At 66.2% G+C, this 23,013-nt stretch carries 23 protein-coding genes and 1 pseudogene; 11 read left to right on the plus strand and 13 right to left on the minus strand.

What is annotated here, in order from left to right; translation table 11 throughout:
* Nucleotides 1–38: 38 nt before the first annotated feature.
* The 5 genes from mrdA to ABWY06_RS11865 are packed head-to-tail and all read right to left on the minus strand — an operon-like array spanning nt 39 to nt 4,778.
* The gene (gene mrdA, locus ABWY06_RS11845) at nt 39–1,952 is read right to left on the minus strand and encodes a penicillin-binding protein 2 (protein WP_353925766.1); all 1,914 of its coding nucleotides are present in this window, start codon (nt 1,950–1,952) and stop codon (nt 39–41) included.
* A gap of 5 nt (nt 1,953–1,957) precedes the next feature.
* Nucleotides 1,958–2,425 (minus strand): 23S rRNA (pseudouridine(1915)-N(3))-methyltransferase RlmH, encoded by a 468-nt coding sequence (gene rlmH, locus ABWY06_RS11850; protein ID WP_353925767.1) that lies wholly within the window; start codon nt 2,423–2,425, stop codon nt 1,958–1,960.
* Between the two features lie 9 nt (nt 2,426–2,434).
* The gene (rsfS, locus tag ABWY06_RS11855) at nt 2,435–2,809 is read right to left on the minus strand and encodes a ribosome silencing factor (protein WP_353925792.1); all 375 of its coding nucleotides are present in this window, start codon (nt 2,807–2,809) and stop codon (nt 2,435–2,437) included.
* A gap of 42 nt (nt 2,810–2,851) precedes the next feature.
* Nucleotides 2,852–3,490: a nicotinate-nucleotide adenylyltransferase gene (nadD, locus tag ABWY06_RS11860; protein WP_353925768.1), complete on the minus strand. Its 639-nt coding sequence runs from the start codon at nt 3,488–3,490 to the stop codon at nt 2,852–2,854.
* Nucleotides 3,483–4,778, minus strand: a complete 1,296-nt coding sequence (locus ABWY06_RS11865) for a glutamate-5-semialdehyde dehydrogenase (protein WP_353925793.1) — start codon at nt 4,776–4,778, stop codon at nt 3,483–3,485. The genes nadD and ABWY06_RS11865 overlap by 8 nt, the downstream gene beginning before the upstream one ends.
* 186 nt (nt 4,779–4,964) lie before the next feature.
* Between ABWY06_RS11865 and ABWY06_RS11870 the strand changes: the two genes are divergently transcribed.
* Nucleotides 4,965–6,203, plus strand: a complete 1,239-nt coding sequence (locus tag ABWY06_RS11870; RefSeq protein ID WP_353925769.1) for an alpha/beta fold hydrolase — start codon at nt 4,965–4,967, stop codon at nt 6,201–6,203.
* A gap of 14 nt (nt 6,204–6,217) precedes the next feature.
* Here the strand turns inward: ABWY06_RS11870 and ABWY06_RS11875 are convergent, their stop codons facing one another.
* Nucleotides 6,218–7,078, minus strand: coding sequence for a class I SAM-dependent methyltransferase (locus ABWY06_RS11875; protein WP_353925770.1), 861 nt, complete (start codon nt 7,076–7,078; stop codon nt 6,218–6,220).
* A gap of 63 nt (nt 7,079–7,141) precedes the next feature.
* Between ABWY06_RS11875 and ABWY06_RS11880 the strand changes: the two genes are divergently transcribed.
* The gene (locus tag ABWY06_RS11880) at nt 7,142–7,858 is read left to right on the plus strand and encodes a DNA-3-methyladenine glycosylase (protein WP_353925771.1); all 717 of its coding nucleotides are present in this window, start codon (nt 7,142–7,144) and stop codon (nt 7,856–7,858) included.
* Nucleotides 7,855–9,213: a bifunctional DedA family/phosphatase PAP2 family protein gene (locus ABWY06_RS11885; protein WP_353925772.1), complete on the plus strand. Its 1,359-nt coding sequence runs from the start codon at nt 7,855–7,857 to the stop codon at nt 9,211–9,213. Before ABWY06_RS11880 ends, ABWY06_RS11885 begins: the two co-directional genes overlap by 4 nt.
* Nucleotides 9,214–9,318: 105 nt before the next feature.
* Here the strand turns inward: ABWY06_RS11885 and ABWY06_RS11890 are convergent, their stop codons facing one another.
* The 3 genes from ABWY06_RS11890 to ABWY06_RS11900 are packed head-to-tail and all read right to left on the minus strand — an operon-like array spanning nt 9,319 to nt 11,022.
* Entirely contained in the window at nt 9,319–9,918 is a 600-nt protein-coding gene (locus tag ABWY06_RS11890; RefSeq protein WP_353925773.1) for an LON peptidase substrate-binding domain-containing protein, read from the minus strand.
* A gap of 28 nt (nt 9,919–9,946) precedes the next feature.
* The gene (locus ABWY06_RS11895) at nt 9,947–10,663 is read right to left on the minus strand and encodes an LrgB family protein (RefSeq protein ID WP_502948190.1); all 717 of its coding nucleotides are present in this window, start codon (nt 10,661–10,663) and stop codon (nt 9,947–9,949) included.
* Nucleotides 10,660–11,022: a CidA/LrgA family protein gene (locus tag ABWY06_RS11900; protein WP_353925774.1), complete on the minus strand. Its 363-nt coding sequence runs from the start codon at nt 11,020–11,022 to the stop codon at nt 10,660–10,662. The genes ABWY06_RS11895 and ABWY06_RS11900 overlap by 4 nt, the downstream gene beginning before the upstream one ends.
* 194 nt (nt 11,023–11,216) lie before the next feature.
* Here ABWY06_RS11900 and ABWY06_RS11905 point away from each other — a divergent pair, with 194 nt between their 5' ends.
* The 6 genes from ABWY06_RS11905 (at nt 11,217) to ABWY06_RS11930 (ending at nt 16,231) form a co-directional block, all read left to right on the plus strand.
* Nucleotides 11,217–11,672 (plus strand): MaoC family dehydratase, encoded by a 456-nt coding sequence (locus ABWY06_RS11905; RefSeq protein ID WP_353925775.1) that lies wholly within the window; start codon nt 11,217–11,219, stop codon nt 11,670–11,672.
* Between the two features lie 126 nt (nt 11,673–11,798).
* Nucleotides 11,799–13,526, plus strand: a complete 1,728-nt coding sequence (locus ABWY06_RS11910; RefSeq protein ID WP_353925776.1) for a C13 family peptidase — start codon at nt 11,799–11,801, stop codon at nt 13,524–13,526.
* Between the two features lie 67 nt (nt 13,527–13,593).
* A complete protein-coding gene (locus ABWY06_RS11915; RefSeq protein ID WP_353925777.1) occupies nt 13,594–14,235 on the plus strand; it encodes an oxidoreductase in 642 nt (213 codons plus the stop codon).
* Between the two features lie 41 nt (nt 14,236–14,276).
* On the plus strand, nt 14,277–14,627 hold the full coding sequence (locus ABWY06_RS11920; protein WP_353925778.1) for a DUF5629 family protein: 351 nt from the start codon (nt 14,277–14,279) through the stop codon (nt 14,625–14,627).
* Nucleotides 14,628–14,637: 10 nt separating this feature from the next.
* Nucleotides 14,638–15,249: a class I SAM-dependent methyltransferase gene (locus tag ABWY06_RS11925; RefSeq protein ID WP_353925779.1), complete on the plus strand. Its 612-nt coding sequence runs from the start codon at nt 14,638–14,640 to the stop codon at nt 15,247–15,249.
* Nucleotides 15,250–15,364: 115 nt separating this feature from the next.
* Nucleotides 15,365–16,231: an MBL fold metallo-hydrolase gene (locus tag ABWY06_RS11930; RefSeq protein WP_353925780.1), complete on the plus strand. Its 867-nt coding sequence runs from the start codon at nt 15,365–15,367 to the stop codon at nt 16,229–16,231.
* A gap of 374 nt (nt 16,232–16,605) precedes the next feature.
* Here ABWY06_RS11930 and ABWY06_RS11935 read toward each other — a convergent pair whose 3' ends face one another.
* The 4 genes from ABWY06_RS11935 to ABWY06_RS11950 form a co-directional block, all read right to left on the minus strand.
* Complete coding sequence (locus tag ABWY06_RS11935) at nt 16,606–16,902, minus strand: YceK/YidQ family lipoprotein (protein ID WP_353925781.1); 297 nt, start codon at nt 16,900–16,902, stop codon at nt 16,606–16,608.
* The gene (gene ubiX / locus ABWY06_RS11940; RefSeq protein WP_353925782.1) at nt 16,895–17,524 is read right to left on the minus strand and encodes a flavin prenyltransferase UbiX; all 630 of its coding nucleotides are present in this window, start codon (nt 17,522–17,524) and stop codon (nt 16,895–16,897) included. Before ubiX ends, ABWY06_RS11935 begins: the two co-directional genes overlap by 8 nt.
* Complete coding sequence (gene mpl, locus ABWY06_RS11945; RefSeq protein WP_353925783.1) at nt 17,521–18,882, minus strand: UDP-N-acetylmuramate:L-alanyl-gamma-D-glutamyl-meso-diaminopimelate ligase; 1,362 nt, start codon at nt 18,880–18,882, stop codon at nt 17,521–17,523. The genes ubiX and mpl overlap by 4 nt, the downstream gene beginning before the upstream one ends.
* Nucleotides 18,883–18,962: 80 nt before the next feature.
* Nucleotides 18,963–20,879, minus strand: a complete 1,917-nt coding sequence (locus tag ABWY06_RS11950) for a sigma-54-dependent Fis family transcriptional regulator (protein WP_353925784.1) — start codon at nt 20,877–20,879, stop codon at nt 18,963–18,965.
* A gap of 324 nt (nt 20,880–21,203) precedes the next feature.
* Between ABWY06_RS11950 and exaC the strand changes: the two genes are divergently transcribed.
* Nucleotides 21,204–22,724 (plus strand): acetaldehyde dehydrogenase ExaC, encoded by a 1,521-nt coding sequence (gene exaC, locus ABWY06_RS11955; protein ID WP_353925785.1) that lies wholly within the window; start codon nt 21,204–21,206, stop codon nt 22,722–22,724.
* Nucleotides 22,725–22,850: 126 nt separating this feature from the next.
* A pseudogene (locus tag ABWY06_RS11960) lies at nt 22,851–23,013 on the plus strand (ethanolamine permease); the annotation flags it as partial.

Here is a 23,013-nt window from a genome sequence, read left to right on the forward strand (position 1 = left end):
CACATCCTCGCTGGACAGGCTTCGATCGAAACCGCTGCTCATGGCTGCACCGGCTGCTTGACCGGCACCACGGGCACTGGCGCAGTCCCCGGCGGGGCGAACTCGGCCTTGAGCTGGCCGTTCTCGTCAAGCAACCAAGCGTCCATCACCTGTTTGACCACCGGCGCCGCCACCCCCGAACCCGATTCGCCGTTCTCGACCATCACCGCCACCGCGATCTGCGGGTTATCCGCCGGGGCAAACGCAATAAACAGGGCATGGTCGCGATGACGTTCCTGCACCTTGGAGCGGTCATATTTCTCACCTTGCTTGATCGCCACCACCTGAGCCGTGCCGCTCTTGCCGGCGATACGATAAACGGCCGTGTCGCCCACTTTGCGCGCGGTACCGCGCGGGCCATGCATCACCTGCTCCATGCCAAAACGGGCGTAGTCCCAGAACTTGGGGTCGCGCAACTGGATATCGGGCACGGGCGAGGGGTCGACCGGCGCCTCGCCCTCGATGGACTTGGCCAAGTGCGGGCGGATCCAACGCCCACGGTTAGCCATCAGCGCAGTGGCCTGCGCCAACTGCAGCGGGGTAGTTTGCATGTAGCCCTGACCGATGCCGAGAATCAAGGTTTCGCCCGGGTACCAGGCCTGACGATAGCGTGCGCGCTTCCACTCCCGCGATGGCATCAGGCCTGGCGCCTCTTCGAACATATCCAATGACACCTGGCGGCCGATGCCAAAACGGTCCATGTAAGCGTGCATACGGTCGATGCCCATCTTATGCGCCAGGTCGTAAAAATAAGTGTCGTTGGAGCGCATGATGGCCATCTCCAGGTTCACCCAACCGTCACCACTGCGGTTCCAGTTGCGGTACTTGTGGTCGTAGTTGGGCAATTGATAGAAACCCGGATCGAACACCCGCGTGTCCGGCGTGACCACCCCGGCATCCAGCCCCGCCACCGCCATCATCGGCTTGATGGTCGAGCCCGGCGGGTACAAACCACGCAGCACCCGGTTGTACAGGGGCCGGTCGATGGAGTCACGCAGCTCGGCGTAGGCCTTGAAGCCGATACCGGTGACGAACAGGTTGGGGTCGAAGCTGGGCAGACTGACCATCGCCAGCACATCGCCGGTAGAGGGCTGGATTGCCACGATCGAACCCCGGCGTCCGGCCAGGGCCTTTTCCGCGGCCTCCTGCAGGCGCATGTCCAGGGTCAACACCAGGTCCTTGCCGGGCGTCGGATCGGTGCGCTTGAGCACCCGCAGCACTCGGCCACGGGCGTTGGTCTCGACCTCTTCGTAGCCCACTTCACCGTGCAGCTGCTGTTCGTAAAACCGCTCGATACCGGTCTTGCCAATATGATGCGTGCCGCTGTAATCCACCGAATCGAGGGTCTTCATCTCCGCTTCGTTGATCCGCCCGACATACCCCAGGGCATGGGCAAAATGCTCGCCCTGGGGATAATGACGCACCAATTGCGCCACCACCTCGACCCCCGGCAGGCGGAACTGATTCACTGCCACCCGGGCGATCTGCTCCTCGCTCAACTCGAACAACACCGGCACCGGTTCGAAGGGACGCCGCCCCTGGCGCACCCGCTTTTCGAAAAGCGCCCGCTCCTCGGCCGGCAGCTCCAGCACCTGCACTATCACATCCAGCACCTGCTGCCAGTCGCCGGCGCGCTCACGGGTCACGGTCAGACTGAAACTGGGCCGGTTATCGGCGATGATCACCCCATTGCGGTCGAAGATCACTCCCCGCGTGGGCGGTAACGGCTGCACATGGACACGGTTGTTCTCCGACAGGGTCGAGTGGTACTCGTACTGCACCACCTGCAGAAAATACAGCCGCGCGATCAGCAGCGCGGTGAGCAGCAACAGCACCACGGCGCCGACGATCACCCGCTGACGCACATGACGGGCGTCCTTTTCGTGGTCCTTGAGGTGGATCGGCTGCGGCATCTAGATCACTTATGGTACGGATGCCCGGACAAGACCGTCCAAGCCCGGTAAATCTGTTCGCCGATCAGGATGCGCACCAAGGGATGGGGCAGGGTCAGGGGCGACAACGACCAGCGCTGTTCGCTGCGCGCCGTGACCTCGGGTGCCAGGCCCTCCGGACCTCCAACCATCAGGTTGACGGTGCGCGCCTCCAGGCGCCACTTCTCCAGTTCACGGGCCAATTGCTCGGTACTCCAGGGCCGTCCCTCGACCTCCAGGGTGACGATCTTCTCGCCCGCCTGCACTTTGCCGAGCATGGCTTCGCCTTCCTGGCGGATCAGGCGCGCCACATCGGCATTCTTGCCACGGGTATGCAGCCCGATCTCGACCAGGTCCAGCGGCAGCTCGGCGGGCAGACGCTTGGCATATTCCTGCCAACCCTCTTCCACCCAGCGCGGCATGCGCGAGCCGACGGCGATCAGACGCAAGCGCAACGGCGAACCTTACTCGGGTTCGTTGTTGAATTGCTCGGGGCTGAACTGCGCCCGGCTCTGCTCGGCGCCCTGCCACAGGCGCTCAAGGTCGTAGAACTGGCGGGCGGTCGGCAACATCACATGCACGACGATATCGCCCAGGTCGAGCAATGCCCACTCGCCGGTGTCCAGGCCTTCGCTGCCCAAAGGACGCACGCCCTTTTCCTTGACCTTTTCCAGCACATTGTCGATCAGCGATTTGACATGGCGATTGGAGGTACCGCTGGCGATCACCATATAGTCGGTGATGCTGGTCTTTTCGCGCACATCGATAGTGACGATGTCCTGCGCCTTGATGTCTTCCAGCGCGGCGATAGCCACCTTGACCAGGTCGGCGCTCGGCATTTGTTTATTCTTCATAGGTAACTCGTGTGACTCGCAGGTAATTCACGCACGGTACAATCCGTGCGCATGGATGTAAGCCAGAACGGCATCGGGCACCAGAAACCTCACCGACTTGCCGCTGGCCAGCTGGGCACGGATCTGCGTGGCGGAGACCGCCAGCGGTGTCTGCCAGACGAATGCGATTTGCCCGCCTGGCCCCTGCAGGGCCTGCGGATCGCTGACACTGCGGGCGGCCAGCAGGTCCCGCAGAGCCTCGGGAGCCTCGCTATCGGCATCCGGGCGTTGCAGCACCAGGATATGGCAGTGATCGAGCAAGGCCTCCCAGCGGTGCCAGGTCGGCAAGCCGCAAAAGGCGTCCCAGCCCAACAGTAAAAAAAGTTGGTCGTCGCTGGCCAGCTCGGCCCGCAACGATTCCAGGGTCTCGATGCTGTAGGACGGCGTGTCACGGCGCAGTTCGCGGTCATCAACCCGTAGCTGCGGCACATCGGCCACCGCGCACGCGACCATCGCCAGACGGTCCGCCGCCGCCACCTGTGGCGCGCCGCGGTGCGGCGGACGGGCATTGGGCAGCAACCGCAGCTGATCCAGGGCAAATTGTTCGGCGACTTCGATCGCACCGCGCAAATGGCCGATGTGAATCGGGTCGAAGGTGCCACCCAGCACGCCGATGCGCTTAACCACGCAGCTGACCGTCACCGATCACCACGTACTTCTCGCAAGTCAGGCCAACCAACCCGACCGGACCACGGGCGTGAAGTTTGTCCGTCGAAATGCCGATTTCCGCCCCCAGCCCGTACTCGAAACCGTCGGCAAAACAGGTCGGGGCGTTGAGCATCACCGAGCTGGAGTCGACCTCGGCGAGAAACCGCCGGGCGTGCCCCTGGTGCTCGGTGACGATGGCGTCGGTGTGATGCGACCCGTAGTGGTTGATATGCTCGATGGCCTGGTCCAGGCCGTCGACCACGCGGATCGACAGGATCGGACCGAGGTATTCGGTGCGCCAGTCATCCTCGTCGGCCGGCAGTGCCTCGATCAGCCCACGGGTGCGCTCACAGCCGCGCAACTCGACGCCCTTTTCCAGGTACATGGCCGCCATGGACGGAAGAAAGGCCGCCGCCACACTCTGCTCGACCAACAGGGTTTCCATCGCGCCGCAGATGCCGTAACGGTAACACTTGGCGTTGAAGGCGATGCGCTGGGCCTTGGGCAGGTCCGCCAAGGCATCGACGTACACGTGGCAAATGCCATCGAGGTGTTTGATCACCGGCACCCGCGCCTCGCGGCTGACCCGCTCGATCAGGCTGCGGCCGCCACGCGGCACTATGACATCGACGAACTCGGGCATGCTGATCAGCGCGCCAACGGCGGCGCGGTCAGTGGTTTCCACCACCTGGACCGCGGCCGCGGGCAATTCAGCCTCGACCAGGCCTTGCTGTACGCAGGCGGCAATGGCGCGATTGGAGTGAATGGCCTCGGAGCCCCCGCGCAAGATCGTGGCGTTACCCGACTTCAGGCAGAGGCTGGCGGCGTCAATGGTCACGTTCGGACGCGACTCGTAGATGATGCCGATCACGCCCAGCGGCACGCGCATTTTGCCGACCTGGATACCCGAAGGGCGGTAACTCATGTCACTGATGGCGCCGACCGGGTCAGGCAGGGCCGCGACCTGGCGCAAGCCTTCGAGCATGCCGTCGATGCGTGCGGGGGTCAGTTCCAGGCGCTCGAGCAGGGCCGGTTCCAGGCCACTGGCACGACCCGCGGCGAGGTCCAGCTGATTGGCCACACTCAGGGCATCGCGGGCCGCATCCAGGGCCCGCGCGGTGGCCAGCAGGGCGCGGTTTTTCTGCGCGGTGCTGGCGCGGGCAATCTGCCGCGACGCTTCGCGGGCCGCCTGGCCCAGGCGATTCATATAGTCGAGCACGGACTCTGTCATGGTCTCGGTGGTCTGGCTGCAAGAAAAGGGACTGATTATACCGGCGCAGCCCGCGCAAGCCCAGCGCTGCCGGGCAAATGGTCGCGCAACGCAGTTTGCGCGCGACGGTAACGCACCCACGCGCAGCGGTAACCCCCAACCACCGCCGCCGCCCGAAGGATGGGTAACCAAAGCACCGAGGGCTGTTTACCGTGCGCATTGGCCACCGCCGGGGTATTCGCCATGCACTACCGTACCGACTACCACAGCGCCGCGCTGGACCAGGCGCCGCGCTCGCTGCGGCTCGGCCCCTGGCACCTGCAATACCTGGCGTTTGCCCGCCAGGCCGACGACCCGCGCCCCCCGGTGCTGCTGCTCGGCGGCGCCTTCCAGCGCTTTCGCGCCTTCAGCGGCGAAGTCGCCACCCTGCTCGACGAGCACCCGGTCATTCTGCTCGACCTGCCTAGCCAGGGCGGCAACCTGCAGTTGGCGCCCGAGTTGAGTCTGGCGCACCTGGCCGACCTGATCGGGCTGTTCGCCGAGCGTCTGCAACTGCCCGCGCTGATGCCCATCGGGCTCTCCTATGGCTCGGCGCTCGCCGCCCTGTTCGCCGTCCGCCATCCCCAGCGCTGTGCTCGGCTGTTGCTGTGCGGCATCAGTACCTGCGCCCGCGACGGCGCCCGCCGCCTGCTGGAAGAAGGCCTGGCCTTGCTGGCCGAAGGCGAGGTCCAGCGCTTCGCCCAAGGCGCACTGACCGGCCTGCTCAACCCGCTGCAGCAAGCCGCGACCGGGGTGCCGACGGGTTTTCGCAGGGCCCTGCTGCGTCAATTGCTGCGGCTGTCGCCGCATGAAGTGGAGCGCTATCGGCAAAATACCCAACGCCTGCTCGACTTCCCGGGGTTCACCCAGCACCCACAATGCCCCACGCTGTTGCTGGTCGGGGAGCACGACCACTTCACCCAGCCCTGGGAGCACGCGCGTTTCGCCGCCGCCTGCGCCGATGCCGATTGCGTGCTGATCCATCACGCCGATCACCTGGCCCAATTCGAACGACCAGCTGCCTGCGCCGACCTCTATCGCCCCTTCTTGAACGGCCAGCCGCTACCGCGGACCGCCCCAGGCAGCACCCGCCTGCCCCGGCGACAGTGGCTGACCCTGGATAAACGCCATGGGCCTCGCCGCGCGCCCCTCAACCCCGGTGCTCGCCTGCGGCATGCGGCCGGCGGCGACTGTGCCGCGCAGGTCCTGGAACTGGGCTTTTTCGGCGGACGCCTGCGCGCCGACTGGCCCGCCGACTGGCCGGCGCGCGGCTGGCAGCTGCTGCTGCCCGACGGACCCGCGCTGGCCCTGCTGCCGCTGCGCCGGTACGATCAGACGCTGAGCTTCGTCTTCACCCATACCGACGCCGACGCCAGCGCCGCACTGGCCGCCGCATTGGCCGTCGCGCTGCAACCGGACGAGGTAGCCAGCGCCTGCGCCTGAGCCCAGCGACCGAATTAGCCGCCAAGACGCGCTTCGACCACCCGCACCAGACCCGGCCCACGCATGGCCAAGAGCCCCAGGGACGCGACCCGCTGCGCCGGGTCCAGCACCCGCACGGACGGGAATCCACAGCGCTCGAACCCCTCGGCAATCTGCCGATCGTCACGGTAGTGCAGCGGGTAGTTGCCGCGGGTCAGGCGCCCGATCAACCCGACCCCCCAGCGCAGCTGGCGGTAGCGCGGATGCTCGCGCAAGTCCGGGTACAGCTCGGTCAGGTAGGTGGCTGTCGGAAATTGCCCGAGCAGTTCGGCCAGCCGCGCCCAGAACGCCTCGATCACCGGCAGTTCGAAGTAGTTGACCAGCCCCTCGGTGATCACCAGTACCGGCTCGTTATGATCCAGCCCGGCCAGCAGCTCGGCCAGGCTCAGCGGCCCTTGCGCGGCGAGGATATCCACCCCTCGCACCTGATGTTGCCCGCCCAGCCAACCGGCGCCGTGCAACAGCAGGCGCTTGCGCGCCGCCATGGGCGGCAGGTCGGCCTCCAGGTAGCGCAGTTGCGCGTAGCGCTGGGTGAAACGACGTCCGCGCGGCGACAGACCACAGGCAATCTCCACCACCTGGCGGACACCGCCCTGCTCGATCGCCGCACTCAGACAGGCATCGATGGTCAGATGGCGCTGCAGCAGCAACTGCTCGATATCCAGCCCGAACAGCCGGCGCGCCCCCCAGGTCAGCGGTCGCAACAATGCATGCACCGAACGCCCCATCGAGGTGGCAAAGGCCGGCTCGGACAATCGATGGCGATACCAGACATAACCGGTGTAGTGGGCACTGGGGCTGATATGAGCGCTGTCCACCCGGGTTCGTTCAGACATGGTTCAGGCTCTTCTTGTTATCATCGCCTCAGCCTATGCCCTAGCCGTAGTCAGTGACAGCCCATGCCACCGCTTCCCACCCTTAGTTTGCCCTGGTCAGGCGCCCGGCCTTTGCCGGACGCGTTTTTCGATCGCGATGCGCAGCAGGTCGCCCGGACCCTGCTGGGCAAGGTGCTGCGCCACCGGGTCGACGACCTGTGGCTGAGTGCGCGCATCATCGAAACCGAGGCGTACTACCTGAATGAAAAAGGCAGCCACTCCTCCCTCGGCGCCACCCCCTCTAGGCGCGCCATGTTTATGCCGCCGGGGCACCTCTACCTGTACTACGCCCGCGGCGGCGACAGCCTGAACATCAGCGTGCAGGGTGCCGGCAATGCCGTACTGATCAAGGCCGGGAGGCTTTGGCAGGACAGCATCAGCGGCCCCGACAGTGTGCAGCGCATGCAGCGCAACAACCCCGATGCGCGTGGGCAACCCCGCCCCCCGGAACGCCTGTGCAGCGGCCAGACCTTGCTGTGCAAGGCCCTGGGCCTGAAAGTGGCGCAGTGGAACGCACGCCGCTTCGACCCTCTGCGGTTTTTCATCGACGACCTCGACGAAGCCCCCGGTCCGGTCCTGCAAACCCGGCGCCTGGGTATCCCCAGCGGACGCGACGAGCACTTGGCCTATCGCTTCGTCGAGGCGGCTCACGCCGATCAATGCACTCGCAGCCCGCTGCGCCGAGGCCAGTTGCCCGGCCGCAACTTCTTTCTCCTTACCCCCCAGGACCCCACCCCATGAGCGAATGGCTCGGCAACCTGACCGGCTGGCTCGGCGCCCATCCCGAGTGGCTGGGCGTCGCTATTTTCGTGATCGCCTGCATCGAGTGCCTGGCCATAATCGGCATCGTGGTGCCCGGCGTATTGCTGCTGTTCAGCGTCTGCGTGCTGGCCGGCAGCGGCGCCCTGACCCTGGGTCAGACGCTGCTGCTGGCATATGCCGGCGGCGTGCTCGGGGACCTGCTGTCCTATGGACTCGGCCGGCGCTTCCACCAGAACATCCGGCGCCTGCCTGGCCTGCGCCACCACCCGGAATGGATTGGCAACGCCGAGCTGTACTTCCGCCGCTATGGCGTGGTCAGCCTGTTGCTCGGTCGTTATATCGGCCCGTTGCGGCCCATGCTGCCGATGGTCGCCGGCATGCTCGACATGCCCTTCGGGCGCTTTGTCGCGGTCAGCCTGTTGGCGGCGGCCGGCTGGGCAGTGGCCTATATCGTGCCCGGCTGGGCCACCGGCGCGGCGCTGCGGCTGCCATTGCCCGAGGGGTTCTGGCGCGAGGCAGCAGTGGTGGCCGGTGGACTGGCGTTGTTGATCGGCCTGTGCCTGCACAGCAGCCTGCGTGAACGCCCGGCGACCACACAGGTGGCGGCCGGCCTGAGCCTGCTGTTACTGGCGGGTTTGTTTGCCGGCTTTCCACACCTGAGCCATTTCGACCAAGGGCTGATGGCCCTGGTCCAGGCCGCGCGCACCCCGGGCCTGGATTCGTTGATGGTCGTGGTCACCCGCCTAGGCGACTTCTCCACGCAACTGGCCGTTGGTGCGCTATTGACCGCCGTGCTGCTGATCGCCCGTCAATGGCGCGCCGCGCTGTTCGCCGGCACCGCACTGCTGTGCACGGCCCTGGCCAATGGCCTGTTGAAGATGTCGTTCGCCAGGGTGCGCCCCGAGGTGTTGCTCGAACCACTGAGCACCTACAGCTTCCCCAGCGGCCATAGCTCGGCGGCCTTCGCGTTTTTCCTGGTGCTGGGCGTGCTGGCCGGACGTGGTCAACCAGCGCGCCTGCGGGTGACCTGGCTGCTGCTGGCCAGCCTGCCGGCCTTGTCGATCGCACTGTCGCGGGTTTACCTGGGGGTGCATTGGCCAACGGACATACTCGCCGGTGCGTTGCTGGCGAGCGGCATCTGTGCCAGCGGGCTGTTCCTGCTGCAGCGGCAGCAACGCATGCCCGCGCTCTCGGCCCGGGTCTGGTGGCTCCTGGCGCCGGCCTGCCTGGCGCTGCTGGGTGCCGCCGCCACCTGGGCCTTGCCGCAAGCAGTGCAGCAATACCGCTACGAACCAGTGCCGGTGCCGGTACTGGAGTCGCTGCGCGAATCGTAGGAGGGGTCGGGCCGCGTAGGTGGGGGCGCGTAAGTTGAGCGCAGCGATACCCATGCCGCGTAAGACTAATCTGCGCCGGAGGGAAACCTCTTGCTCCGTCAACGCCTAAGCGGTCATTTCGCCTTGCAGCTGATCGAGCAGGGCCTGGACGTGGGCCAAGCCCTGCAGTGGATCGTCTTGCATCAGCAGTTGCAGTTTCTGCGCCGGGGTGAAAGGCAGCAGGTAGGCCAGTTGGTTGGCCAATGCCCATTGGCCAACCGGCGCCTGGCCCATGCCCAGATCGGCCACCATCGGATGTTCGGCCAGGGCGCCGAGCAGCGCCGCCAAATCGGCGTGTTCCTCCAGCAACGGACGCTCCTCGGGCGCTTCCCGCCAACGCACCTCGGCCAGGGTCAACTGGTCACGCTGCACCTCGGCGCGCTCGACCTGGAAGCGTCGCCCGCCTTCGACCCGTACGCCCAACAAGCCGTTGGGGCGCTGCTGCCAGTCGCGAATCAAGGCCTCGCAGCCGATCCCGGCGAACCGCTCAGCCGCAGGCCCCACCTCGGCCCCCTCGACCAGGCAGACCACCCCAAACCCTTCGCCGCGCTTCAGGCAGGCGCTAAGCATGTCCAGGTAACGCGCCTCGAACAGTTGCAAGTCCAGCACGCAACCCGGCAGCAACACGGTATTGAGTGGAAACAGTGGATACAGCGCTGAGCTCATTGAGAAGCCCTCAAAATCTGTGTATGCATCACACCACCAGCGCCACGGCCAGCGGCAACAATACCGCAGTCGCCACCCCCATCAGACTCATGCCGAGGGCGGCAAAGGCACCACATTCCTCGCTGATCTGCAGGGCTCGCGCGGTGCCCACCGCGTGGGCAGTCAGGCCCAGGGCCATGCCCAGCGCAGCATGGTGCTGCACGCCCAGTCGACGCAACAGCTCGGGACCGAGGATGGCGCCGATCACCCCGGTGATCAATACGAATACCGCCGCCAGCGCCGCGATGCCACCAATCTGGTCGGCGACCAGCATGGCGATTGGCGATGTCACCGACTTGGGTGCCATGCTCATCAACATCTGCGGCTCGGCGCCGAAGCCATACGCGAGGGCCACGCCCAGCAACGTCGCGACCACGCCGCCGATCAACAGGGTCACCAGTGTCGGCCAGAACAGCTGGCGGATGCGCCGCAGGTTGAGGTACAGCGGCACCGCCAGGGCCACGGTGGCAGGCCCCAGAAAGACCGTCAGCACCTCAGCGCTCTTGCGATACTCGGCATAGTCCAAGCCGCAGGCCAGCAGCACCGCGATCACCATCAGCATCGACACCAAGACCGGTTGCAGAAAGACCCAACGAGTCCGCTCATAACCGACCAGCGCCAGTTGATAGGCACCCAGGGTCAGGCCCACGCCAAACAAGGGATGGTGGATCAGCGCCTGCCAGGCGGGCTGCCAGGCCAGGCTCATGAACGCTCCTGGCGGCGGGCCTGGCGCTCGATCAGTCGCTGCATCAGCCAGCCGGTGAAGGCCAGGGACAGGATCAGCGACAACACCAAGGCGCCGACCACGGCCCAGAAATCGGCGGCAATGGCCGCGGCATACGCCATCACCCCGACCGCCGCCGGCACCAGCAGCAGCGGCAGGTATCGCAGCAGACCACTGGCGGCCACGGTCAGTGGCTCCCCCACTTCCCCGCGCAGCAGCAGAAAACCGAACAGCAACACCAGGCCGATGATCGGCCCCGGCAGCATCGGCAGCAGCAGGACCGTCAGCGCACTGCCGAGCAGTTGGAACAGCACCAGCCAGGTCAGACCGCGTAACAACATGCCCGCTCCTCCCGCCGCGCACCCGAACGGTCGCGGCATACATAGACAGCGCTTCATTATAAGCAGGCTAAGCAATGGCCCATAACCCATCATTCGGCCAAAGCAGCGTACTTGACCCACGGCGGCACCCATGCTGATCTAGCGACTGCGACGTTCACCACAAAAATAACAAACCGACTCCATAAGGAGAAACTATGCCGTTCGTACCCGCGACAGAACTGCAAGACCACGTTGGCAAACACCTGGGGCATTCGGAGTGGATCACCATTGACCAGGAGCGAATCAACCAATTCGCCGAGTGCACCGGCGATCATCAATTCATTCACGTCGATCCGGAAAAAGCCAAGCTGACCCCCTTTGGCAGCACCATCGCCCATGGTTTCCTCTCGCTGTCGTTGCTGCCGAAGCTGACGGAAAACCTGATGCTGATGCCCACCGGCATGAAAATGGCCGTCAACTATGGCCTGGACAGCGTGCGCTTTATCCAGCCGGTCAAGGTCAACGCCCGAGTACGCCTGGGCCTGACCCTGCTGGAAGTCACCGAGAAAAAACCTGGGCAGTGGTTGCTCAAGGCCCGTGCCGAACTGGAAATCGAAGGCGAGGAAAAACCCGCCTACATCGCCGAGACGCTGAGTTTGTTCTTTGTCTGAAGCCTGTTTCAGCCGCTGACCCTTCCCGCCACGGGGGCGTTGCCCCCCGTTTTTTACCCGGCGCGACGCGCCCGCGCGGCGCTTTGCGGCATACTGCACGCCGTCCTTGCCGCCGGAATGCCGATGATGCGCCAGTTGTTCGCTCCCCTGGGTCTCGCCCTGCTATTGACCGCCTGCGGCAACGGCGAGTCCTTGCTTCCTCCCAATGCCGTATTGCCCGATGGTGGCCGTTACCGTGGCGAAGTGGTCAATGGCCTGCTCCAGGGCCAGGGCCGCATCGACTACAGCAACGGCAGCTGGTACGCCGGTCAGTTCAAGGATGGTCAAGCCGAGGGCAGCGGCGAGTGGCAGGGGACTCACGGCGAGCACTACCAAGGCCAGTTTCACCTCGGTCAGTTCCACGGCATCGGTATTCTTGAACGGGCGGATGGCAGTCGCTACGAGGGCGCCTTCACCCTCGGCGACATGGACGGCGAAGGCCAGCTGACGCGTGCGGGCATCAGCTACCGCGGTGGCTTTCAAGCCAACCTCTACCACGGCCTGGGCAAGCTCGAATGGGCCGAGGGGCAAAGTTACCAGGGCCGATTCGTGCGCGGCCAGCTCGACGGCGAAGGGCTGCGCAGCGACGGCGCAGGCAACCGCTTCAGTGGCACCTTTACTCGTGGCCTGTTGAACGGCGAAGGCAGTTTCGTCGGCAGTGATGGTGACCACTACAGCGGCGGCTTTCGTAATGACCGCTACCATGGCAAGGGCCGCTACGAGGACGCCCAGGGCCAGGTCTGGCTGGGACGTTTCAAGGACGGCGCGCTGCACGGTGAAGGCGAATTCATCGGCGCGGATGGCAGTCGTTACCAGGGCCGCTTCCGTGCCTGGCGCTACCATGGCCTGGGCGAATTGAGCATGGCGGACGGCAGCCGCTTCAAGGGCCACTTCGCCCACGGCGAGTACGACGGTCTCGGCACCCTGACCTTGAGCGACGGCAGTGTACAGGCAGGTACCTGGCAGAACGGCCGACGCATTCGCGACGCCCAAGACCAATCCTTGGCCGACCCGCTGGAGATTGGCCTGCTGGAGCAGGGTCAGTTGCTGCAACAGGTGATCGCCGCGCTGCCCGCCTCCACCCCGGCGATGGAGCTCTATAGCCTGACCTTGGCCGGTGACGGCAATCAGAGTGTGTTTCTGCGCGAGGCGGACTATGTCAGCCGCTTGCTGCGCGAGCGCTTCGCCGCCTACGGCAACATTACCCTGGCCAATCACCGCGACCACCTGGCCGACCGCCCTGTGGCCACCCGCGAAAGCCTGGCGCGTAGTGTTCGCGCGCTGGCCGAGCGCAGCGGCAAAGAGGACCTGATCTTTATCTACCTGACCAGCCATGGCTCGTCCGATCATCAGTTGGTGCTGAACCAGCCACGCCTGGAACTGGCCAACCTGCCAGCCGCCGACCTGGCCGCATTGCTCCAGCCACTCAAGGATCGCCTCAAGGTGGTGGTGATCGCCGCCTGTTACTCGGGCGGTTTCATCCCAGCACTCAAGGATGAAAAGACCCTGGTGATGACGGCTTCGCGCGCCGATCGTGTCTCGTTCGGCTGTTCGGAAGAGAGCGACTTCACCTATTTCGGCCGCGCGCTGTTCGGCGAGGCCCTGCAGGAAACCGATGACCTGGCCAAGGCTTTCGAAATCGCCAAAACCCATGTGGCCGAACGCGAGGAGGCCGATGGCTTCGAGGCCTCGGAGCCGCAAATCTGGGCCCCGGAGGCGGTGCTGGCGCACTGGCGCACATTGCGGGCGACGCAACCCGCCGCGCCACCGGCCAGCGCCAACAGCGCCGAGACAGCCGCTGGGCCTGCACCGTGACGGGATCAATTAAATCGTCGAACTCAGCAAACAGGCCACTAGACTGCAGGTAATAGCGGAGATGACCATGTACCTGACCCCCCAACATGTGTTGCTCGCGGGCGCCAGTGGCCTGACCGGCGAGCACCTGCTCGACCGCCTGCTCAACGAACCGACCGTGGAGCGCGTGCTGGCCCCCAGCCGCCGCCCCCTGGCCGAGCATCCGCACCTGGACAACCCGGTTGGACCGCTGGCAACCCTGCTGCCGAGCCTGGGCGGACCGCTGAATACCGCCTTCTGCTGCCTGGGCACCACGATCAAGCAAGCCGGCTCCCAGGAGGCCTTCCGCGCCGTCGACCACGACCTGGTGCTGGCGGTCGGCCAACGCGCCCGGGAACTGGGTGCGCGGCATTTCCTGGTGGTCAGCGCCCTGGGCGCCGACCCTCAGGCCAGCACCTTCTACAACCGGGTCAAGGGCGAGATGGAGGACGCGTTGCGGGCCCAGGGCTGGCCACAGCTGACCTTGGCCCGGCCCTCGCTGTTGCTCGGCAACCGTCGCGAATTCCGTCTCGGTGAGCGCCTGGCCGCGCCGCTGATGCGCCTGCTCCCCGGCAAGTACCAGGGCATTCAGGCCAGCGTCCTGGCCCGTGCCCTGTGGCGCCTGGCACTGGAAGAGCAGGATGGCGTGCGCGTCATCGAGTCGGACCAGCTGCGCAAACTCGGACGTTAAACCTTCCCCTTACATTCCCACTTTAGATCCGAGGCCTGCGCGTGACCCACCCAACCCTGCTCGATGCCCTGCACACCACCGACATGCTGGAAATCGACGGCCTGCACAGCTGGCAATTTTCCCTCGAGCCCGCGGCTACCACGGCGGCCGAACCGGGTGCCGCCTTGGCGCGCGGCGAACGATTTCTGTCGATCGAATGCATGGATGGCCGCGCGCGTCGCGAATGGCATTTTTCCCAGGAAGCGGTGCTGGCCGCGACCTTCGACACCGACCGCGGTGGCTGGCTGATCAGCGACCACCAAGGGCCGCACCTGCTGATCTGCATGAGTGGCATCAGCGTTGACGGGGATACCGACGACGCCGAGGACGATAGCCAGGCAGCCGCGAACTGAGCGGCGGCTCGTGGGCTTTTACGCCCGCCGGGTGCTGCCGCACCTGATCGACCGCGCCTGCGGCCTCGGTCAGCTGATGAAGGCCCGCTCGCAGTTGGTACCGCTGGCCCGTGGCCAGGTACTGGAGATTGGCATCGGCAGCGGCCTCAACCTGCAGTTCTACGACCCGGGACAAGTAGAGCGCATCGTCGGCGTCGACCCCAGCGCCGCGATGCAGGCCCTGGCCCGTGAGCGGGCTGCCGCCATCGACATCCCGGTGCAGATGGTCGCCCTGGAACTGGGACAGATCCAGGCTCCAACGGCCTGTTTCGATAGCATCGTCTGCACCTTCACCCTGTGCACCATCGTCGACCCCTTCAGCGCGCTGCGCGAGATGCGCCGGGTGCTCAAGCCTGGCGGGCGCCTGCTGTTCTGCGAACACGGTTTGGCGCCCCAGCCTGAGGTCGTCCGCTGGCAACGGCGCCTGAATCCGCTGTGGAAACCCCTGGCCGGTGGCTGTCACCTGGACCGCGACATTCCGGCACTGATCGAGGCAGGCGGGTTCGTCATCCGCGAGCGCCACAGCGCTTACCTGCCGGGGCCGCGGCCCTGGAGCTTCGTCCACCGCGGCTGGGCCGACTGAGCGGCCGCCCGACCCGCTTGCCCGGCGAGGTGAAACATGAAATAAAGCCGGCGCCGCCCAGACGGCCAACTTCCACCCTGCACTCCGGATGCCTCGCGTCCGAGAAGGACGCTCGATGCGCAGACTCACCAGCCTGACCGGCAATAGCCAGAAACTCGACGGCGGCGCCATGTTCGGCAACGCACCGCGTGCCCTGTGGGAACGCTGGATGATCCCCGATGCACAGAACCGCATCGACCTCGGCTGCCGCGCGCTGCTGGTGCAGGAGCACGAGCGCAATGTGCTGATCGAAACCGGGATCGGCGCGTTTTTCTCGCCGCAACTGAAGGAACGCTTCGGGGTCCAGGAGGAGCGTCACGTGCTGCTCGACAGCCTGGCCGAACAAGGCCTGAGCCATGTCGATATCGACGTGGTGCTGCTCAGCCACCTGCATTTCGATCATGCCGGCGGCGTACTGGCGCCCTGGGCCGAGGGTCAACCGGCCCGGCTGCTGTTCCCCAATGCGCGCTTTCTCACCGGCCGCCGCCAATGGCAGCGTGCCCGCGCCCCCCACGCCCGCGACCAGGCGTCCTACATCCCCGAACTGCTGGACCTGCTCGAGGCCAGCGGGCGCCTGGAACTGCTGGAGGACGATGCCACTTCGGCCACCCTGGGCGAAGGCTGGCGCCTGCACTGGAACGAGGGCCATACCCCCGGGCAGTTACTGGCGGAAATCGCCATGCCCGACGGCCCGGTGGTGTTCGCCGCCGACCTGGTACCGGGCGCGCCCTGGGTGCACCTGCCGTTGACCATGGGCTACGACCGTTTCGCCGAGGGCCTGATCGAGGAGAAACAGGCGCTGCTCGAACACTTGCTGGCCTGCAACGGGCGGCTGTTTTTCACCCATGACCCGTCCATCGCCCTGGGCCGGGTGGTGCGCGACGAACGCGGCCGCTATGGCCTGCAGGACAGCCAGTCGCACCTGGTGCAGTTGAGCCATTGAGCCGAGCGTATTTTCAGAAAGACTCTGCCCGCTTTTGGCGTCTGTCCGCGTGGGTTACGCCGCGCGCAGAATGCAGCATGGTTTGCCAGAGTGCTTTCTGCGCGACTAACCACCCTACGAAAGCGCCTGCGCCCGCTCTGGTAGGGCGGGTGAAACCCACGAATTGTGGCGCAGGTCGAGGGTCTGCCCGCACTCGAGCCTGCGCTTGGACTACCCCGGCGGAGCGAGCGGCATGGGTTGCCAGACCGGCTGGACGCACGACTCACCCAGCCTAAGTGAAGGGCTTCGACCAGGCCCGTGACAAGGCGGTACTCGCCGAACAAGCCCCTTGTCGGTCCAGCCCCAGGGCCTGCACGGCCGCGACAGCGCCCGGTTTACAGGCCGCCGCTGACGCCCAGGCTGATACCCAGCGCCGTGGCCAGCGACAGCGGCAACAGCAGGGTATCGAGCAGCGCACTGGCCGCCAGGTCCAGGCCCGGGTGGCGTGGCGCCTCGGCACCGAAGCGGTCCGCAGCGCAACAACCACCCTGCAAGGCATAGAGGTCCAGGCGCGTCCCGGCATAGACCACCGGCGCACCCGGCTTGGCCGCGTCCAGCGTGGCGACGCTGGCGCAGCCGGACAAGCCGATCAGCAGCAGCCCGAGCACGCCCCGGGACAGACGCCTAATCATGGCTGCCCAGGTGGTGTTCGCCCCAGCGTGGCAGCATGTCCTGGGGAATGTTCAGCACATTGAGGATCCGCGCCACGACGAAGTCGATCAGGTCGTCGACCGTCTGCGGCTGGTGATAGAACCCCGGTGCCGCCGGCAGGATCACCGCCCCCAGGTTGGACAGCTTGAGCATGTTCTCCAGGTGGATACTGGAAAATGGCGACTCGCGCGGCACCAGGATCAACTGCCGACGCTCCTTGAGGGCGACGTCGGCGGCACGTTCGATCAGGTTGTTGCAGGCGCCACAGGCAATCGCCGACAGGGTGCCGGTGGAACAGGGCACCACCACCATGGCGGTCGGGGCGCCGGAACCGGAGGCGGCCGGGGCCATCCAGTCCTCCTTGCCGTAGACGCGGATCTGCCCGGCCACCGCACCGGTGTACTCGGTCAGGAAGGTCTGCATGGCCTGGGGCTTGCCGGGCAGCGTCACGTCGGTCTCGGTGGCCAGGACCAGCTGCGCGGCCTTGGAGATCAGAAAATGCACCTCGCGGTCCTCGCGCACCAGGCAGTCCAGCAGGCGCAAGCCGTACTGCGCGCCAGAGGCGCCGGTCATGGCCAGGGTAATGCGCTCCGGGCCGCTCATGACGCCGTATCCGCCAAGGCCTGGGCCAGCTTGCCGTGCAGGCCGCCGAACCCGCCATTGCTCATGATCACCACCTGGGTGCCGGGACGGGCCTGGGCGGTGACGGCGGCGATGATAGCCTCCAGGGAATCGCAGACGCGCGTCGGCACCGGGCAGTCGACCACCGCGGCCGCCAGGTCCCAGCCGAGCGTGGGGGGCGCGTACCAGTACACCTGGTCGGCCTGGGCCACCGAGGCCGCCAATCCGTCCCGGTGGGCACCCAGTTTCATCGAGTTGGAGCGTGGCTCGACAATGGCGATCAGTTGGGCGTCGCCGATGCGCTGACGCAGGCCATCGAGGGTGGTGGCGATCGCCGTCGGGTGATGGGCGAAATCGTCGTAGACGGTGACGCCCCGCACCTCGGCGACCTTCTCCATGCGTCGCTTGGCATTGACGAATGTGCCGAGCGCGGCGATGCCCTGGGCCGGCACCACGCCCACATGGCGGGCGGCGGCCAGCACCGCCAGCGCGTTGGCGACGTTGTGCCGGCCGGTCAGTTGCCAGTCGACCACGCCCTCGAGTCGCCCATCGAAGTGCACCTCGAAACGCGAGGCATCGGCGCTGAGCAGCCGCGCCTGCCACTGGCCGCCTTCGCCGGTGGTCTGCACCGGCGTCCAGCAGCCCATGCCGATGACGCGCGCCAAGGCGCTTTCGGCGGCCGGGTGGATGATCAGCCCGTCACCGGGGATGGTCCGCACCAGATGATGGAATTGCCGCTCGATGGCCGCCAGATCCGGGAAGATATCCGCGTGATCGAATTCCAGGTTATTCAGGATGGCGGTGCGCGGGCGGTAATGGACGAACTTCGAGCGCTTGTCGAAGAAGGCGCTGTCGTACTCGTCCGCCTCGACCACGAAGAACGGCGTGCCGCCCAGGCGGGCGGAGATCCCAAAATTCTGTGGCACCCCGCCGATCAGGAAGCCCGGGCTCATACCGGCCTGTTCCAGCACCCAGGCCAGCATGCTGCTGCTGCTGGTCTTGCCATGGGTGCCGGCCACGGCCAGCACCCAGCGCCCTTGCAGCACGTGATCGGCCAGCCATTGCGGACCGCTGACATAAGGCAGGCCCTGGTTCAGTACGTACTCCACCGCCGGATTGCCGCGCGACAGGGCATTACCGATCACCACCAGGTCCGGGACCGGGGTGAACTGCGCGGGCTCGTAGCCCTGGGTCAGCTCGATGCCCTGGGCCTCGAGTTGGGTGCTCATGGGCGGATAGACATTGGCGTCGGAGCCGGTAACCCGATGGCCCAGTTCCTTGGCCAGCACCGCCAGCGAGCCCATGAACGTGCCGCAGATGCCGAGGATATGAATATGCATGAAGGACCCCTGAAGCCGGCCGCGCGGGCCGTGGAAACTGGCCGGCAGGTTACCCCAGGCCACCCGGGCGCGGCCAGCGTCTAACGCCGTGCAATACCGTGTTTGCGCAGCTTGCGGTAAAGGGTATTGCGACTGATGCCCAGGTGCTCGGCGGCGCGGCTGATATGCCAGTGCTGGGATTCGAGCGTGGCCAGCAGCGCGGCGCGCTCGGCATCGTGCAGCGGAGCGGGCGCAGCCGCCTGCGGCGTCGCGCCCGACTGACGGACCTCCAGTGGCAGATCCTCGACCCGAATGCGGCCGTCCTCGGCGAGCGCGGCCAGGGTGCGCAACACATTGCGCAGCTGCCGCACGTTACCTGGCCAGGCATAGTCGAGCAGCGCCTGGCGCGCGGACTGCTCCAGGCACAGGCGCTGCCCCTCGGCGGCCTCGTGCAGCAGGTGGTCGAGCAGTTCGGCCTTGTCGCTCCGGGCCCGCAGCGGCGGCATCTGCAGCACCAGCCCATTGAGCCGGTAGTAGAGGTCTTCGCGAAACCCGCCGTCCTGCACCCGCGCCTGCAGGTCGCGGTGAGTGGCGCTGATGATTCGCACATCGATTGCCTGCGCCTCGCCTCCCAGGGGCACCACCTGGCGGTCCTCCAAGACCCGCAGCAGGCGACTTTGCAGCGCCAGCGGCATATCGCCGATTTCGTCGAGGAACAAGGTGCCGCCGTCGGCCTGCTGCAGTTTGCCGCGCATGCCGTCCTTGCGTCCCCCGGTAAAGGTACCGCCGCGGTAGCCGAACAACTCGCTCTCGATCAGCGACTCGGGAATCGCCGCGCAATTGAGCGCGACAAAGGCCCGTCCGGCACGGCTGCTGGCCTGGTGCACGGCCTTGGCGAAGGCTTCCTTGCCGGAGCCGGTCTCGCCGTTGAGCAGCAACGGCACGTCTCGCTCGAACACCCGCAGGGCGCGACGAAAGTCCCCTTGCAGGCCGATGTCGGCCAGGCACAGGCCCGGCACCAGGCTGGTCGATGGGCGCGGCGCGACCACCGGCACTGCCGGCAGACGGGTGCTGAGCGCGACCGCCGGTTGCCCGCGTACCACGGCGTACAGCAGGCGCCCGTTGAGGCTGCGCAGCGGCCAGCTCGGCCCCGGGTGCGCGCCGGCGCGACCGAGCAACTGGTCCAGGCGGCAATCGAAGAAGGTTTCCAGTGGCTGCCCCAGCAGCGCGGCGCGGTGGCTGCCGAGCAGGTTGATCGCGCTCTGATTGGCCGCGCGGATGCGCCCTTCGCCGTCAAAGGCCAGCAAGCCCTCGCTGAACAGCCCGACGTATTCCTGCTGCAGGTGGAAACGCAGCAGCCACTGGCCTTCGAAACGCCGCAGGAAAAAGCAGTTCTCGATGGCCTTGGCCGACAGGTTGACCAGGGCCATGGTGTGGAACTGGCTCTGGCGCGACACCTCGTGGCGCGCCGAGGACACATCCAGCACGCCGAGCAGTTCGCCATGGGGATCGAACACCGGACTGGCCGAGCAGGTTAGCCCGGTGTGCCGGCCCCGGAAGTGCTCGTTCTGGTGAATGGTCAGCGCCTGACGCTCGACCAGGCAGGTGCCGATGCCATTGGTGCCCTCGCACGCCTCGCTCCAGTCGGCGCCCAGCCAGAGGCCGGCACGTTCGAACGTCTGGCGCTCGGCGTCGGCGGTCACGCAGTTGAGGATCACGCCCCGCGCATCCGTCAGCAGCACCGCGTTGCCGGCCCCCGACAGCTGGTGATACAGGCTGTTCATCTCGCCCTCGGCGATCTCCAGCACCTGCTGCAGGCGCTCGCGGCATTCGAGCATGCGCCCGTGCTCGAGCACTGTGGGTGCGATCGGCTGGGCCGGATCGAGGTGGTAATCCTCCAGACAGCGCAGCCAGGAGCGCGCGATCGAGGGGTCGCTGCCGGGGCCGCTGGGCTGACCACGCCCATGGGCGACGGTGAGGACCTGTTGCGCATGGCGACGCAGGTGATTGGCATGCATTGTTATTGTTCTCCCCCAGCAATGGGAGGGTGTCCCCTGCCGCGGATGACACCCAGCGGCCCAGCATCGCCCAGGCCCCGGGACTTGGCAATGGCGAAACCGACTTGCAAGTCACGGCGCGCACCACGGGCGGCACAAAGTGTCACAACCTCTGTGCCAGAAACGTTACGGTCGACCCGGTGTGCGCACCGCGCCTGGCACCGCATGCGCTCTAGAACGCCCCTGGGCCCACCCTGGCCCGCGCCTTGCTCTAGGCTTGTCCAAGCGCACAGGCGCGGACTCCCCGCATCATTAAAACAAACACAAGAGCCAGGAGAGATCATCATGCGTTACGCCCACCCCGGCAGCGAAGGCGCCCTCGTAACCTTCAAAGCCCGCTATGGCAACTACATCGGTGGCGAATTCGTCGCGCCGGTGAAAGGCCAGTACTTCACCAACACCTCGCCGGTCAACGGCCAGCCCATCGCCGAATTCCCCCGCTCCAGCGCCGAGGATATCGACAAGGCCCTGGACGCCGCCCACGCCGCCGCCGCGGCCTGGGGCGCCACCTCGGCCCAGGAGCGCTCCAACGTGCTGCTGCGCATCGCCGATCGCATGGAGCAGAACCTCGAACTGCTGGCGATCACCGAGACCTGGGACAACGGCAAGGCCGTGCGGGAAACCCTCAACGCCGACATCCCCCTGGCCATCGACCACTTCCGCTATTTCGCCGGCTGCATCCGCGCCCAGGAAGGCAGCGCCGCCGAGATCGACGGCAACACCGTCGCCTACCATATCCACGAGCCGCTCGGCGTGGTCGGCCAGATCATCCCCTGGAACTTCCCGATCCTGATGGCCGCCTGGAAACTCGCCCCGGCCCTGGCCGCCGGCAACTGCGTGGTGCTCAAGCCCGCCGAGCAGACGCCGTTGGGCATCAGCGTACTGCTGGAGCTGATCGGCGACCTGCTGCCGGCCGGCGTGCTCAACGTGGTGCAAGGTTTTGGCAAGGAAGCCGGCGAGGCCTTGGCCACCAGCAAGCGCATCGCCAAGATCGCCTTTACCGGCTCCACCCCGGTGGGCGCGCACATCATGAAATGCGCGGCCGAGAACATCATCCCGAGTACCGTGGAACTGGGCGGTAAGTCGCCGAACATCTTCTTCGAAGACATCATGCAGGCCGAGCCGAGCTTTATCGAAAAGGCCGCCGAAGGCCTGGTGCTGGCGTTCTTCAACCAGGGTGAGGTCTGCACCTGCCCCTCGCGCGCCCTGGTGCAAGAGTCGATCTACCCGGCCTTCATGGCCGAGGTGATGAAAAAGGTCCAGCAGATCAAGCGCGGCGACCCCCTGGACACCGACACCATGGTCGGCGCACAGGCTTCCGAACAGCAATTCGACAAGATCCTCTCCTACCTGGAAATCGCCAAGAACGAGGGCGCCGAACTGCTCACCGGGGGCAACGTGGAGAAACTCGCCGGCAGCCTGGGCGGTGGTTATTACATCCAGCCGACCCTGCTCAAGGGCCACAACAAGATGCGCGTGTTCCAGGAGGAGATCTTCGGCCCGGTGGTCAGCGTCACCACCTTCAAGGATGAAGCCGAAGCCCTGGCGATCGCCAACGACACCGAGTTCGGCCTCGGCGCCGGGGTCTGGACCCGCGACGTCAACCGCGCCTACCGCGTCGGCCGGGCGATCAAGGCCGGCCGCGTGTGGACCAACTGCTACCACCTGTACCCGGCGCATGCCGCGTTCGGCGGCTACAAGAAGTCCGGCGTCGGCCGGGAAACCCACAAGGTCGCGCTGGAGCACTACCAGCAGACCAAGAACCTGCTGGTCAGCTACGACATCAACCCGCTGGGCTTTTTCTAAGCCAGTCGAGCCGCACACCCACTGATCGCCCACCCACCGCTGCTGTAGCAGCGGTGGCTGCGGTCTCGTGGGCCGGTGCAGGCTGTGCAGTTCTCTGTGTACTCACGTTCAGAGCGGGGATTTACCATGACAACGCCAACACAACTCAAACCGACCCTCGGCACCTTGCACCTGTGGGGCATCGCCGTCGGCCTGGTGATTTCCGGCGAGTACTTCGGCTGGAGCTATGGCTGGGGCAGCGCCGGCACCCTCGGCTTTCTGGTCACCACCCTGATGGTGGCCGCCATGT

Source organism: Pseudomonas sp., assembly GCF_040514055.1.
Taxonomy (GTDB): domain Bacteria; phylum Pseudomonadota; class Gammaproteobacteria; order Pseudomonadales; family Pseudomonadaceae; genus Aquipseudomonas.